This window comes from Streptomyces sp. Je 1-4 4N24 (assembly GCF_026239515.1).
Classification (GTDB): Bacteria; Actinomycetota; Actinomycetes; order Streptomycetales; family Streptomycetaceae; genus Streptomyces; species Streptomyces nigrescens.
Genome location: NZ_CP110836.1, coordinates 8,699,271 through 8,712,770, shown reverse-complemented (window position 1 = coordinate 8,712,770; position 13,500 = coordinate 8,699,271). Strand labels below are relative to the sequence as shown.

Annotated in this window: 10 protein-coding genes and 1 pseudogene; 5 read left to right on the top strand and 6 right to left on the bottom strand. The window is 68.9% G+C overall.

Annotation, left to right across the window (positions count from 1 at the left end; genetic code table 11):
• Positions 1–150: 150 nt before the first annotated feature.
• Together SLV14N_RS37785 and SLV14N_RS37780 are read right to left on the bottom strand one after the other, a co-directional pair.
• Positions 151–438 (bottom strand): annotated as a pseudogene (locus SLV14N_RS37785) (IS701 family transposase); the annotation flags it as partial.
• Between the two features lie 59 nt (positions 439–497).
• Positions 498–1,205 carry an NUDIX domain-containing protein gene (locus SLV14N_RS37780; protein WP_263272876.1) on the bottom strand — a complete coding sequence of 236 codons (708 nt, stop codon included), beginning with the start codon at positions 1,203–1,205 and terminating at the stop codon, positions 498–500.
• A 276-nt stretch (positions 1,206–1,481) separates the two neighbouring features.
• Here SLV14N_RS37780 and SLV14N_RS37775 point away from each other — a divergent pair, with 276 nt between their 5' ends.
• Positions 1,482–1,781, top strand: a complete 300-nt coding sequence (locus SLV14N_RS37775; RefSeq protein ID WP_265875049.1) for a hypothetical protein — start codon at positions 1,482–1,484, stop codon at positions 1,779–1,781.
• A 129-nt stretch (positions 1,782–1,910) separates the two neighbouring features.
• Here the strand turns inward: SLV14N_RS37775 and SLV14N_RS37770 are convergent, their stop codons facing one another.
• Both SLV14N_RS37770 and SLV14N_RS37765 read right to left on the bottom strand, forming a co-directional pair.
• Positions 1,911–2,675, bottom strand: a complete 765-nt coding sequence (locus tag SLV14N_RS37770; protein WP_263272874.1) for an NAD(P)-binding domain-containing protein — start codon at positions 2,673–2,675, stop codon at positions 1,911–1,913.
• A 425-nt stretch (positions 2,676–3,100) separates the two neighbouring features.
• Positions 3,101–4,219: a serine hydrolase gene (locus tag SLV14N_RS37765; protein ID WP_263272873.1), complete on the bottom strand. Its 1,119-nt coding sequence runs from the start codon at positions 4,217–4,219 to the stop codon at positions 3,101–3,103.
• A gap of 186 nt (positions 4,220–4,405) precedes the next feature.
• Between SLV14N_RS37765 and SLV14N_RS37760 the strand changes: the two genes are divergently transcribed.
• Positions 4,406–5,065 carry a TetR/AcrR family transcriptional regulator gene (locus SLV14N_RS37760; RefSeq protein ID WP_208687361.1) on the top strand — a complete coding sequence of 220 codons (660 nt, stop codon included), beginning with the start codon at positions 4,406–4,408 and terminating at the stop codon, positions 5,063–5,065.
• Between the two features lie 222 nt (positions 5,066–5,287).
• Here SLV14N_RS37760 and SLV14N_RS37755 read toward each other — a convergent pair whose 3' ends face one another.
• Positions 5,288–6,358: an NAD(+)/NADH kinase gene (locus SLV14N_RS37755; RefSeq protein WP_208687360.1), complete on the bottom strand. Its 1,071-nt coding sequence runs from the start codon at positions 6,356–6,358 to the stop codon at positions 5,288–5,290.
• Positions 6,359–7,475: 1,117 nt separating this feature from the next.
• On the opposite strand from SLV14N_RS37755, the gene rph reads away from it, so the two are divergent.
• Positions 7,476–10,100, top strand: coding sequence for a rifamycin-inactivating phosphotransferase (gene rph / locus SLV14N_RS37750; protein WP_263272872.1), 2,625 nt, complete (start codon positions 7,476–7,478; stop codon positions 10,098–10,100).
• A gap of 219 nt (positions 10,101–10,319) precedes the next feature.
• On the opposite strand, the gene SLV14N_RS37745 is transcribed toward rph, so the two are convergent.
• Complete coding sequence (locus SLV14N_RS37745; RefSeq protein ID WP_263272871.1) at positions 10,320–11,312, bottom strand: phospholipase; 993 nt, start codon at positions 11,310–11,312, stop codon at positions 10,320–10,322.
• 274 nt (positions 11,313–11,586) lie between these two features.
• Here SLV14N_RS37745 and SLV14N_RS37740 point away from each other — a divergent pair, with 274 nt between their 5' ends.
• On the top strand, positions 11,587–12,033 hold the full coding sequence (locus SLV14N_RS37740; protein ID WP_263272870.1) for a TIGR03618 family F420-dependent PPOX class oxidoreductase: 447 nt from the start codon (positions 11,587–11,589) through the stop codon (positions 12,031–12,033).
• Between the two features lie 349 nt (positions 12,034–12,382).
• Entirely contained in the window at positions 12,383–13,324 is a 942-nt protein-coding gene (locus tag SLV14N_RS37735; protein WP_263272869.1) for a hypothetical protein, read from the top strand.
• Positions 13,325–13,500: the final 176 nt, after the last annotated feature.

Below are 13,500 nucleotides of genomic sequence, written 5' to 3'. Positions count from 1 at the left end.
TCGTCGACGTGCTTGCAGTGCTGTGGGCTGTGGCCGCGTCGTGTGTAGTGGCAGATGCGGGCCCGGTGTTGGCGTCTGCGGCGTGAGCGTGACCAGTGCAGGATGTGGTCGACGGGTGCGGTTGGCGGTCAGTGAGGCGGGCGATCGGGCGTCTGATCTCGGCGAGGCTGAGGTCGATGAGCTGGGGTGATCCGACTCTGCTTTCCCGCATCGAGTTCACGGGCCCGCAGGACCGTCAGGCAGGCGTGTGCGGCCATGGCCAGGGTGATGTGGCGATGCCGGCCCTGGTAGCGGCGGACTTGGTAATCGTCCAGACCGCACCCCTGCTTCGCCGTTGAAGCATTCTTCGACGGACCGCCGGCTGCCGGCGATGTGGATCAACTCGTCCAGGGTGGTCGTGCCTGCGGGGCAGTGGACGATGCAGTAACTGATCGTTTCAGAATGAGGTCATGGGGAGCTGCGGATGCTTGGCATTGCTGAGCGGCTCCGGAGCCCACTTACCAAGTGCAGTCGGCTTGTAGGTCGTGGATGCTGTCGCCGAGCTCGGCCGGCGGGGTCGGCCAGCCTGCCAAGTGCCAGTGAGCGATGCGCCAAGCAAGTCGCCGCGGCCAGACCGGGGTAGTGGGCAGCCGGTCTATCGGAACCCATACTGGCGTGCCGCCATGGTTGTCGAGTTGCTCACGGGCGCCGATCTCGCCTTCGGCGTTGAGGAGAAAGTAGTGCTCACGGCGATTGTCCTTCCAGACCCGGGCTACCTCCTTGATCACGCTTCCAGCCAGGCCGGATTCCTCTCGCAGCTCTCTGACCGCCGCTGCGCGCAGCGTCTCCCCGGCCTCGACTCCGCCGCCGGGGATCTCGTAGAACGGTTGTCCGTCCTCCTCGAAGCCAATGAGCAACATCTGCTCGTCGCGAATGACGACGGCGCCGGCCCTGACCCTCACCGGGTCAGCTGCCGCCGGATCCTCCCAGAGCGCAGCTGCCCTCACCGGACCGCCCGTCGCCCAGTTCCGTAACACGGTTTCAGCAGTTCCGACGGGCCGGATTCGCGCATGCAGCGCCTCGGCCAGGGACAGAGAGCAGCACTCAATATCCGCCACCTGGCCATGACGGGGGAAGTAGTAAGCCCCATCCGCATGCAGGTCCTTCGCCAGGACAAGGCCCGCATCGTCAATCTGCACGTTCGCCATCATGGGTTCGTCGGCCATCCGTGAAGATTAAGGGCTGTCCCGTGGACGCTCTGCTGGGCGTACGCGAACGTGCCGAGCGGCGGCGGGAACAGCTCCGCGCGCGCCTGGCGACGGTGGAGCGGCTGACGGCCGGCCTGCCGCGGCCGCGTGTGGTGGCCATCGAGTGGCTCGACCCGCTCTGGCCCGCGGGGCACCGGGTACCGGGTACCGGGTACCGGGTACCGGGTACCGGAGCAGATCACCTGCGCCGGCGGCACACCGCTGCTCGCGGTGCCGGGCGAGCACACCAAGCCGATGGAGTGGAGTGCGGTACGCGCCGCACGCCCCGACGTCCTCCTCGTGCTGCCGTGCGGCTTCAGCATCGACCGCACGCTGCAAGAACGCGGTCTGCTCACCGAACTGCCGGGCTGGAACGAACTGCCCGCCGTGCGCAACGACGCTGTCTGGGTCCTCGACGTACCCGCCTACTTCAACCGGCCGGGCCCCAGGGTGATGCGGGGTGCGGAGGCCCTGGCCCACGTCCTGCAGTCCGTCGACGTGGGCGACCCCGTGCTGCCGGGCGAGGCGAACCGGCTGTCCGAAATGGAGAGCTGACCAGGCGCCGGTGGCTCAGGCGGTGTGTCCGCCACGGGGTAGGGCACGAAGGTCCGGCCCGGCAGCGGCAAGCGGCGGGTTCACTTGCGGCTGCCGCGCAAGGCTGGGCGCCCGTCTCTGCCGACGTGGCTATGCGAGGTCGGCGAGGAGCGCGTCAAGTGCGCTGGTCAGGGCCTCGGAGTTGGCCGGGTCGAACCAGGTGGTGCGGATGCGTTCGTTGTTGCCGTTCGGGGTCTCGTGGTCGGCTGCGAGTTGGTGCAGGGAACGGGTCTCGTCGCTCAGGGCACGACCGACGCCCTGGAAGAGGCCGCGAACGTAGCGGTCCGCGTCCTCGGAGGCGATGCCGTGGCCGGCGGCCCACGACGTGAGTGTGGCGAGGTACCAGTAGTGGGTGGTCAGCGTCCCCGTCAGTGTGGAGAAGACGTTGAAGGCATCCTCGTCCGCCACGGGAAGCACCCCGCCCAGTCGCTCGAAGAGCGAGTTCACCTCCGGGTGCGAGGGGTACACCACCGTGACGGAGCGGCGTTCGCGGATGGCCGGCAGGGGGATGGCACGGGCCAGCGGGGCTTCGGTGGCGAGTGTCCGGCGCAGGTCGTCGTTGCCGACACCCGCCATCACGTTCACCACGATCTTGTCGTCGTCCACCCGTACGCCGGCGAGGGCGTCGTGCCGGTCCTGGCGTCGTACGGCGATGATCACCAACTCGGAGCGGTCCACCACCTCCTGGTTGTCGGCACACACCTGTATGCCCTCGTAGCGCTCGGACAGCTCCGTAGCCGTCCGGGCGCCCCGGGGGGAGAGGAACACCTCTGGCAACTCGTCGCCCCCGTGACGCAGGCCCATCACGATGGCCCGGCCGATCTCGCCCACTCCGATGATGCCGATGCGTTTCACTGTGTCTTCCTCCATGGTGTGTGGTGGTCGTGACCGGTGGTCGGTCCGGGTCTGTGACGTTGTCCTGTGTCAGTGGAGTCCGTGCCGCGGGCGCTGCGGTGCCGGCGGCCCCGCCCCCGGCCCCTTTCGGGGGCCGCCCTTTCGGGGCCGGGCGGGCCATGGCTCGGGGCGCTGCTGTCGGGATGACCACCCTCCGTTCCCCACGTGCGGAGTCGGACGGTGCCGGCGTCACACCGTCGCGGCCGCCTCCGCCGCAGTGCGACCGTCAGGGCCCCGGCCAGGCAGGAAGCCATCCCGATCCACCTCACCGTCAGGAGCCTGCGGCGTCGCCGTACCGAACGTGCTGCGGTCATTCTGCTGCCATCTCAACTCCCCGTCTCGGGATGCTTGATGGCTTGGTGAAGGCCACGCTGTCCCCGGCCCGGTCAGCCGTACATCGCCACGCGGTAGAGCGCCGCAAGCGCGTCGTCGATGGGATGGGGCTGCGGCTTGCCGGAGGAGTCGAGCCTGTTCCACCTCTGCAGGTTCACCGCGACCGCCATCTGCCGCCGGCCATCGGCACGGGTCATGGCCAGCGCTCCACCACCCCAGACCGTGCCGCCATGGCCCCAGAAGGTGCCCTGACCGGGACCCTCCATCGGGTGCAGGCCGAGGCCGTAGTCGATCGTCTTTCCCTCTTGGGAGACGACCGGGACAGTGCGTTGCATCTGCGCCAGCGACGACGGGCTGACGACCTCCCCGGCCAGCAGCATGCCGTAGAAGCGGTTGAGGTCCGCGACGGTTGATATCAGCGAGGCCGACGGCCCCACCCATGACATGTCGTAGACGCTGTAGTCGCGCGGCGGGTCGATCATGCCGAACCAGGCCTCGTAGAGCTGCGAGTGGGGCCCGTTGACGTACGGTCCGGCGGGGAGTTCGGTGTCCTGAAGCCCGGCGCGCTCGATGACGTTCCGGGTGATGTACTGCTCGGCGGTGGTGCCGGTCACCTGTTCCAGGAGTTGGACGAGGAGCAGGTAGTTGGTGTTGGAGTACACCCCCGGCGTACCGCCCGGGGCGCCGACGGCAGGTGCGGTGACCCCCATCTCGATCAGTTCAGTGGGGTCGAAACACGTGAGCCGGTTGTCGTCCAGGCTCTGGGGGCCGGTGTCCGCGAGGGCGGGGTACGCCTTGAGGGAGGGGTAGGCGTACGGGAGGTACTCGGCGAGGCCGCTGGTGTGGTTGATCAACATCCGGACCGTGATCGCGTCACCGCGTTCTCCGGGAACCAGCCTTGGAAGGTACCGGCCGATCGGCAGGTCGAGACCGATCTGACCGCTCTCGACCTGCTGCAGAACCGCGGCAGCGGTGAAGGTCTTGGTGATGCTGCCGACGCGGTGCCGCATGTCGGCGGTGACGGGGCGACCGGTGGCGATATCAGCGACCCCGGCGGCGCCTCGCCAGACCTGGTCACCGTCACGCACCTCGGCGAACAGGCCCGGCATCCCGGCGCGGTGGACGTTTTCGATGGCGGCGTTCAGCTCTGCAGGATCCAGTGCGTTCCTCACGACATGCGTCCTTTCGTATTCCCCGGGGTCAGCTCCACGTCGGCCGCCTGACCCCGGTAACAGGGCCCGAGGGCACATCGGCCCGCCTGCTGCCGGGCCGTCCGGCAAGCTCATGTCCTCATTATGCACGCGGTGCGTGCAACACCAAGTGCATAGGTTAGACTGAGCCCCGGCGAGAGGAGTGGGATGGCAGGCCGAAAGCGCTGGTCGACCGAGGAGATCCTGGATACGGCGGCGGAGCTGCTGCGCACGAGCGACGCCGAGTCGTTCAGCGTGCGCAAGCTCGCCGCGACCCTCGGGACCGATTCCTCCAGCCTCTACCGGCACTTCCGCAGCAAGACCGAACTGCTGCGCGCGGTCGCCGACCGGATCCTCCTGGCCGCCATGGACGGCTACCGGCCCGAGGGCAACTGGAAGCAGCGCATCACGGCCCTGGCCCTGCGCCTGAGAGAGGCCTTCGGTCAGCAGCCCCAGCTCGCCGCGGTCTGGGGACGCTATGCGTCAAGCGGCACCGGTTCCCGGCTGGTCATGGAAGAGGTGCTGCAGGCCCTGCGCGCGTCGGGACTGCCCGACGAGGAGATCCCTGCGCGCTACCACCGGATCGCGATCCTCATCGCCGCGTTGATCGCCTCCGAAGCCGGGGTCAGCACCATCCCCCCCGAAGAGTACGAACAGGGCATGGAGCTGTTCCGCGTCGCAGTCCTCGGCGCCGACCCCGAACGGTTCCCCGCCCTGGCCCACTTCGCCCGCGACGTCCGCCCCCTCGGGGCAGACCGCCGCGCCGCGTTCGAAGAGATCCTCGCCGCCCAACTCGCCCACATCGAGGCCGCAATCCGCCCGAGCTAGCCGACCGGCTCGGGGGGCGCGATCGCAAGGCGGAGGAGGAAGTCGACGCGGAGCGGTTGGGGCCTCCCCTGCTCGAGCGAAGCCGAGAGCTTGGGGAAGTGTGACGACAACGCCGATGGGGGTCCCCCGCGCCGTTCAGGCGTGGGGGAGGGCGCGCCAGACCCCGCGAGCCCGGCTTGATCGGGAAGACACCCCCGAGTACCCGCGGATGGGAGAGTCAGCTCAGTCGACCTGCGTGGGCAGGGGCGGAAGGCGCAGGTGCGCGAGGTCATCGGGGGGTGGGCTGGTGTGGGGCCACATGGGGGTGATGTCGGCGTCGGCGTCGGCGGTCGCGGGGGCATCGGTCAGGCGCATGCGCTCACGTAGCCTGCCGTAGAAGTCGGTTGGCCCGAGCCGCACGACGCGCAGGCGCTGCGGAGCCGCGTAGACACCGATCCAGTCCCCTGGATCCAGGACGCCGCGCAACTGACCGTCGACGCTCACCGCCGCGCGGCCGGAGTGTCCCAGGACGCGTACGGCGACGGCTTCGTCGGGTGCGGCAACTACCGAGCGGTTGAAGGCCATGTGCGGAGCGACTGGGGTGAAGACGATGGCGTCGGCTCGGGGGGAGATGACGGGGCCGCCCGCGGCGAAGCTGTAGGCGGTGGATCCGGTGGGCGTGGCGACCAGGACGGCGTCGGCGGAGTAGGAGGCGAGCAGTCGGCCCGCGAGGTACACACCGAGGGAGACCTGCCGGTCGCGTGCCAGTTTCTCCAGGACGATGTCGTTGAGAGCTGTCACGTTCAGGGCCATCCCCCAGTCCCGGGCGACGGCACACTCGGGGCGCACCGGCGGAGGCGGTAGCGCGGGACCCCGGCCGTAGCGCAAGAGGGTCTCCATACCCTCGGGGAGTTGCAGCGGACAGGACGCCCGCATCGTCAGCATCAGGCGGGTCTCGACGTTCACTTGGCCGCGATGGATGGTGTCCAGTGCGCTCTCGACACCGTCGGCCGGAACCTCGGTCAGAAAGCCGAGGGTGCCCAGGTCGACACCGAGGACAAGCGCGTCGTTCTGTGCAGCCAGGCGTGCTCCGCGCAGGAAGGTGCCGTCTCCTCCGAGCGTGACGATCAGATCGGGGCTGCCGGCCGCACCGACTTCTTCCCGCGCATCTCGCCGCAGTCCCTCCTGACTCCACACGTCGATGGCGACGCAGCCGACATCCTGGCGTTCGCACCACCGTCGGACGACGTCGGCGGCCGCCACAGCGCCGGGGCGGCCTCCGTGGACGACGACGCCCACCCGTTGCACGCTCACACAGCGTCCTTTCCCTCCGGGTGCTCGGTTCGCTCGCCGCTGTGCGAGCACCCGGTCCGGACGGTCGCGGGCTTCGCGTCCCGTCTGGCGACCCTGTGGCACGAGCACCGTCACCGCACAGGGCCGACCATGGACGCCCACTCCGTGAGCGGACCGGCCCCGCCCTGACGCACCATCCCGGATATCAGCGAACCGAAGGCCGATAGCTCGCATATAGGGATGTTTGCATTCTTGGGGCATCTTAGCGGGCGCCCCTGGTCTCCCTTGGGGCAGCAGCTCATGCCAAGCGGCGTAATTTCCCATCCGCATTTCCCATCCGCGAACCCGCAATCGCGCTGCGGCCGGCGCAGACACGGGCGCGGGCGAGGAGGTCGGTGAGGCTTTCGCCGTCCTCGCAGCGGAGGGCGGGGTTCGTGAGGCGGTGGGCTCTCCACCGATGGGCTCAGCTCGCCGTTGCGGTTCGAATTCCCAGGGCGATCAGCACGGATCCCGCCAGGCGTCTCATCCCACGCCGGAATCGAGGTGTGCCGATTGCCGTGCGCGCGGCGGCGACCACCGACGTCCAGAACAGCAGCCACACCAACACGATGGCCACATGCGCGACCGCAAGCGTCGCGATCTGGTCGGTGCGGCGGGACAGCCGCCTGGGCCCACGACGCTTAACCCGTACACGGCGCGCCATCGTTTCGCGAGAAGCTTGTCAGTTCCAGCGGACGGCAAAAGCAAAGGCAAGGAGATCTCTCCATAGATCTCTCCTTGCCACTCTTAACGTATAGCGCACCGGGGGGCTTGCGGCAAGACCCGGGTGGTGGCGCAAAATCGTCCGCCAAGGCCACAACCTGCGGAAATGGGGGCACGACGTGCGGGTGTTGTCGACGTATGGGGGACGCGGTGACGTCGAACCAGTGGTGGGACCGGCAGTGCGGTCGCGGGCGCTCGGGGCGGTGGTGCGGGGGTGTGCGTCGCCCGACTGGGCGGAGCGGTCGGCCGACTCGTCAGTGGGAGGGCAGCCAGAGAGGAGGACGTGCCCGGCAGGAGGTTCGACTGAGCTGGAGGCGCCGGTGATGCGATCGGCCGCTGCGGTGCAAGGGAGCACGGCTGCCTCGGAGGTATCGCGATGATCGAGCAGTACGTGTGGGAGCTTCAAGAGGTTGACGAGACGAAGGTCGGGGTCGTCGGCGGCAAGGGCGCGCATCTGGGCGGGCTGTCGCGGATCGAAGGCATCCGCGTGCCGGCCGGCTTCTGCGTGACGACGGACGCCTTCCGGCGGATCATGGCGGAGGCGCCGTCGATCAGTGATCGGCTCGATCAGCTGTCGCGCCTGAACCCGGACGACCGGGAGGCGCTCCGGACGCTCAGCGCGCAGATCCGCCGGACCATCGAAGGGGCTGCCATCCCGGGCGATCTCGCGGCGGCGATCACCCGCGCGCTCGCCCGGCTCGGCGAGCAGGCCGCCTACGCCGTCCGATCCAGCGCGACGGCAGAGGACCTGCCGACGGCCTCCTTCGCCGGCCAGCAGGACACGTACCTGAACGTCGTGGGGCCGACGGCGATCCTCCAGCACATCAGCCGGTGCTGGGCCTCGCTGTTCACCGAGCGGGCCGTGACCTACCGCCGGCGGAACGGCATCGACCACCGTACGGTCCACATGGCCGTGGTCGTACAGCAGATGGTCCTCCCGCATGCGGCCGGCGTCCTGTTCACGGCCGACCCCGTCACGGGCAACCGGAAGGTCGCCACCGTGGACGCCGGCTTCGGCCTCGGTGAGGCCCTGGTCTCCGGCCTGGTGAACCCGGACGTCTTCACGGTGCGACACGGCGAGGTCGTCGCCAAGGTGATCGCCGCCAAACAGCGTGCCGTTCACGCCCTGCCGGCCGGCGGTACGCAGGAAGTGGCGATCGACGCGCAGCGGCAGGAGCAGCCGGCGCTGACGGATGCGCAGGTCGTGCGGCTCGTGCAGCTCGGGCGGCGGATCGAAGCGCACTTCGGCCGCCCACAGGACATCGAATGGTGCCTGGTCGATGATGACTTCCAGATCGTTCAGAGCCGGCCGATCACGACGCTGTTCCCCGTCCCCGAGACCGGCGACCGCGAGAATCACGTCTACGTCTCCGTCGGTCACGGGCAGATGATGACCGACCCCATGAAGCCCCTGGGGTTCTCCATGTGGCAGCTGACGGCCATGGTGCCGATGCACGAGGCCGGTGGGAGGCTGTTCGTCGATGTCACCCGGCGCCTGGCCTCGCCCGCGAGCCGCGCCGGTCTCCTGGACGTCCTGGGGAGAGGCGATCCGCTGATCAGGGACGCTCTGGAGACCGTCCTCGACCGCGACGATTTCGTCCCCTCGCTCCCGGACGCGGGTCCCGGCGGACCGCCGGCCGGCGGTGCGCCCGCCCCGAGCGAGCCCGATCCGGCTGTCGTCCCGGAGCTGATCGAGCGCAGCCAGGTGTCCATCGCCGCCCTGGAGCGCGATATCCGGACGAAGACCGGACCGGCGCTGTTCGACTTCCTGCTGGAGGCCTTCGAGGAGCACAAGCGGGTCCTCAGTGATCCGCTGAGCATGCAGGCGATCATGGCGGGGATGGAGGCCACGTGGTGGCTCAACGACAAGCTGCAGGAGTGGCTGGGGGAGAAGAACGCGGCTGACACGCTCACGCTGTCGGCCCCCGACAACGTCACGTCGGAGATGGGACTGGCCCTGCTCGACGTCGCGGACGTGATCCGCCCGCAGTCGGAGGTGGTGGCGTTCCTGCAGGGCGTCGAGGACGAGGACTTCCTGGACGAGCTGGCGAAGCTCGCGGGCGGGACCGAAGCGCGCGACGCCATAGAGGCCTACCTCGACCGGTACGGCATGCGCTGCGTCGGCGAGATCGACATCACGAGGCCACGGTGGCGCGAGCGCCCCACCACGCTCGTGCCCGTGATCCTCGACAACGTCAGGAACTTCGAGCCGGGAGCCGCCGAGCGGCGCTTCGGGCAAGGGCGGCAGAAGGCGCAGCAGAAGGAACAGGAGGTGCTGTCACGGTTGCGGGCCCTGCCGGACGGGGACCGGAAAGCCGACGAGGCCAAGCGGATGATCGACCGGGTCAGAACCTTCATCGGGTACCGGGAGTACCCGAAGTACGGCATCGTCAGCCGCTACTTCATCTACAAGCAGGCCCTGATGAGGGAGGCCGAGCGCCTCGTGCGGGCCAAGGTGATTCCTGAGAAGGAGGACATCTTCTACCTCACGTTCCAGGAACTCCACGATGTCGTGTGCTCGAACCAGGTGGATGGCCAGCTCATTCAGCAGCGCAAGGACGCGTTCCGGTCGTACCACGCGCTGACACCGCCCCGGGTGCTCACCTCGGACGGTGAGGCCCTCACCGGGGCGTACCGGCGCGACGACGTGCCGGCCGGCGCCCTGATCGGTCTACCCGTTTCTGCCGGGACCATCGAGGGACGGGCCCGCGTCATCCGTGACATGGCGGAGGCCGATCTCGAAGCGGGCGACATCCTGGTCACGCCGTTCACGGACCCCAGCTGGTCGCCGCTGTTCGTCGGAATCGCGGGCCTGGTGACGGAGGTGGGCGGCCTGATGACCCATGGCGCAGTGATCGCCCGGGAGTACGGCTTGCCGGCCGTCGTGGGCGTGGAGCAGGCCACCCGGCTGATCCGGGACGGGCAGCGGATCCGCGTGCACGGAACCGACGGGTACGTCGAGATCCTGCGGGGCGCAGCGGGCGGCGATCTGGTCGGGTAGCGGGCCGAAGCGGGTGGATGCATGCCCAGTGGTTGCCAGGTCCGGGTAGCGGCCAGTCAGGCGGCGGACTCACCTTGACCGTCGACGACTGTCACGGCGACTTCCAGATGCCGCTCGACCATGGGACGCACGGGGCCCAACGGAGCCTGTCCGCACCGCTGTTGAGCTGATGACGACGGCGCTGACAGGAACCGGGGCCGGGCGGGGCAGCTCGGAGCGTCAGCTGCCGAAGGGGATGTCCCGAGGGGTGGCCATCCGGCGGGTGTCCGGGTGGGCCTTCACGTAGTCCGTGAGGTACGAGAGCGACTCCCGCACCGCGCTGTCGTCCGTGCCGCAGCCCTTCAGGCCGCTGACGCCGTCCGGGTAGCACGACATCCGGTTGCCGTAGATCAGGCTGTCGACGGCGGCACTCCCGTCGGAGGAGTCGAGCAGGGTGGCGGCACGCTCCCCGTCACCCTTGCCCACCGTCCAGCCGACGGTCTGCGCGAGCTCTCCGGCGTCCCTGGCCTTCCTGCCGGCCGCCAGCTCCTCCCGGATGTTGCCGAACTTCAAGGCCATGTTGAACAGGCCGTTGTCCATCACGCGCTGGCTGCCGGGGACGTTCGGCCCGTGCTCGGCGAAGCCGTCGCGGACCTGCACGTAATCGCCGCTGAAGCTGACCGCTTCCTTGGAGTTCAGGTCACCGAGGGCGTTCTTCCAGCCGCTGCCGCCCTCCTTGCCGTAGAAGCCGTAGAGCACCCGGATGCCCCTGCTCTCCAGCTTCTCGCGCGCCATGTCCCGCAGCGCGGCCACGGAGCAGTGGCGCCACTTGGGGTCGCTGCTGTCGCACCAGTCGGGGTTCTTCATGTCCAGCCAGACGAAGGAGACCTGACGCCCGCCCTCATGCTCCTTTGCCACCTGGTCGAACATGGCCGACATGGTGTCCCCGTAGCTGGTGAGAGTGCCGTCGTGGTCGGCCCACCAGCCCTTGCGCCAGGCCGTTGCGTCCATCTCCAGCGCGTTGGCCCCGTTCTCGAGCGCCGTGGTCACCCCGCCCGTGGTCAGCACCCGGTGGGCGATGGCCCAGGTGGGGCGCTGCTCGCTGGTGCTGGGCGCGGTCTCGGAGGGCTCGTCCTCCGGTACGGCCATTGCGGCTCCGGTGCCCAGGGTGGCTGCGGAGACGACCAGAGTCAGCGGCAGCAGTATGGCGCGAAGCCGACGTGGGGAGGCCATGAGGACGGTCCTTCCGTTGCACGGGCTATGCGTGGTGGCAGCCCGTGTGCCGTGCGGTGGCTGTCTGCCCTACAGACAGACGGCGGGCCGACTGCCCGCAACTGCAAGCACTGTACGCTAAGTTACCCACGGGTAAACATTGGCTGCGGTCCGTACACGGCCGCCCTGCCCGTTCGGGGCAAGGGCGCGGAAGCTTCTCGGCGGCGCCGGCCTGATGCGGAATCCCCCGCTCCCTCCGATCCGTCCCGTCGATCATGGTTGGTAGCCTCCCGGGATGACTGCGATCTTTGACGAAGCCGTCCGCGCCCGGCTGCAAGCCCCCAACATCTGGTATGTCGGCACCGTGTTCGCCGACGGAGCACCGCAGGTCAGCCCGATGTGGGTGGACCTGGAGGGAGAGGGTGAGCTGATGTTCAACACCTCGGTGGGCCGGGTGAAGGAGGAAAACCTGCGCCGCGACCCCCGCGTCTATCTCTCACACGCGGACGCCGCCGATCCCTTCGACCGAGTGCAGATCAGTGGCGAGGTGGCCCGCTTCATCGACGGCCAGGAGGCGCACGACCGCATGGACCGGCTGGCCCGGAAGTACCTGGGCAGCGAACGGTTCGAGTGGATCATGCCGGGCGAGCAGCGGGTGACGGTGATCGTGCGCCCGGTCAAGGTGCGGCACATCGTCGGGGTGGAGCGGTTCCGGCCCGGCGGCCCCGTCCCCGCGCCCTGACCGGCCCACTCAAGCGCCGTCCACTCCGCGCGGGGTGGCCTTCCGGTCGGTCGTGGCAATCCGTCGTCACCGGCTTCCTCTCACGCGAGTTCTGGCCCCATCACTGACCAGCCAGGAGTGTGAGCGAAGGCTGAGTGGCCCAGTTCACTTCTGTGGCGGATTTCGGGCGGTCCGACGGCGGTCGCCCCACCACGCTTGATCTCATTTCCCGAACGGACCGGCATCGAACCGGGCGCCAATTGCCTGACCTGCAAGGTGTACACGTCCTTGGTGTGCCAACGTCGAGGCTGGCACGAGCGGCCAGGCGAAGGGACGGACGACAGTGGGATTACGCAAGGGCAGGTGGGGAATGGCGCTCACCGCAGTCGCGGCGGCGGCCGCGGGGGTCGTGCTGCTCGGACCCGGTGCCGCGGGGCCCGGATCCGGTCCGAAGGCGTCGTTCGCGCTCCGCTCCCATGAACCGCGGGTGGTCGTGGGTGATGACGATGCGCCAGTGCCGCTCCTGACGCCCGCGTTCAAGAACACCGGGCCCGAATCGGCCTCCCACGGCGTCGTCCTGCGAGTGTCGGTCACCAACGCGGTGCTTGACGCCACCGCCCCATCACACCGCAACTGCTACTACTCGGACGACTACCACACCGCGTTCTGCGAGTTCCCGGGCGCCGTGCCCGTGGGAGCCGCGTTCGAGACGACCGAGCCGATCACGGAGCGCATCAACGCCCAGTACCACGAGCTCGAAGCGGCATACACATACGCCGTGTGGCCGTTGGACGGTCCTTCACCGCACACCCCGGACTACAAGGCGCACTACCACCAGGGCACGGGTGACGCACTCGGCCTGAAGCCAACGCCCCTCAACGCCGACAAGCGCGGCGGTGAACTGCACTTCCGCTGGAAGGCGTTGGAGGGGCCGGCGGACTGGTCTGTCAGGACCCTCACCATCCGCGGCAGGATCGGTGAAGAGGTCGAGGTGGACGTCCCGCAGCCCCAGAGCACACCGCAGCCGGGCCCGACACGGATGCGCATCGAACTCCCGCCTGGCACCACACTGGCCAAGCTCACACAGGAGGTGCGGGAATCAAAGCCTTCCGAAGTGGACTACTGCTCGCGGGATGACAAGGACGGGAACATCTACTGCACCAACGTCAACTGGAATGTCCTACGGGTACGGATCGACCGTCGGGTCGACGGCGGCGAGGGGCAGATCTCGGTGCCCGAGCCGTTCAACGGGGACACCGACCCAGCCAACAACTCCGCCCCGATCAAGGTTGAGATCACCGGCACCACATAGGCGGACCATGCCATGCCACCGGAATCCGGCGGGCCGGGCAACGAGGGACGGCGCGATGGGACGCCCCCTGCGGGCCACAGACATGTCGCCTCGGGGAGCCCGTGGGCGGCACGATGTTGCTCACGATTGTCGGTTCGCCGGCCCTTCCTGGTTCCCTCTCCGCACCGGCCCGACCA

Coding starts and splice junctions, on each gene's coding strand:
- SLV14N_RS37760 (WP_208687361.1), top strand. CDS start 4,406: ATGGCAGGCCGAAAGCGCTGGTCGACCGAGGAGATCCTGGATACGGCG.
- SLV14N_RS37745 (WP_263272871.1), bottom strand. CDS start 11,312: ATGGCCTCCCCACGTCGGCTTCGCGCCATACTGCTGCCGCTGACTCTG.
- SLV14N_RS37775 (WP_265875049.1), top strand. CDS start 1,482: ATGGAGTGGAGTGCGGTACGCGCCGCACGCCCCGACGTCCTCCTCGTG.
- SLV14N_RS37735 (WP_263272869.1), top strand. CDS start 12,383: ATGGCGCTCACCGCAGTCGCGGCGGCGGCCGCGGGGGTCGTGCTGCTC.
- SLV14N_RS37780 (WP_263272876.1), bottom strand. CDS start 1,205: ATGGCCGACGAACCCATGATGGCGAACGTGCAGATTGACGATGCGGGC.
- SLV14N_RS37740 (WP_263272870.1), top strand. CDS start 11,587: ATGACTGCGATCTTTGACGAAGCCGTCCGCGCCCGGCTGCAAGCCCCC.
- rph (WP_263272872.1), top strand. CDS start 7,476: ATGATCGAGCAGTACGTGTGGGAGCTTCAAGAGGTTGACGAGACGAAG.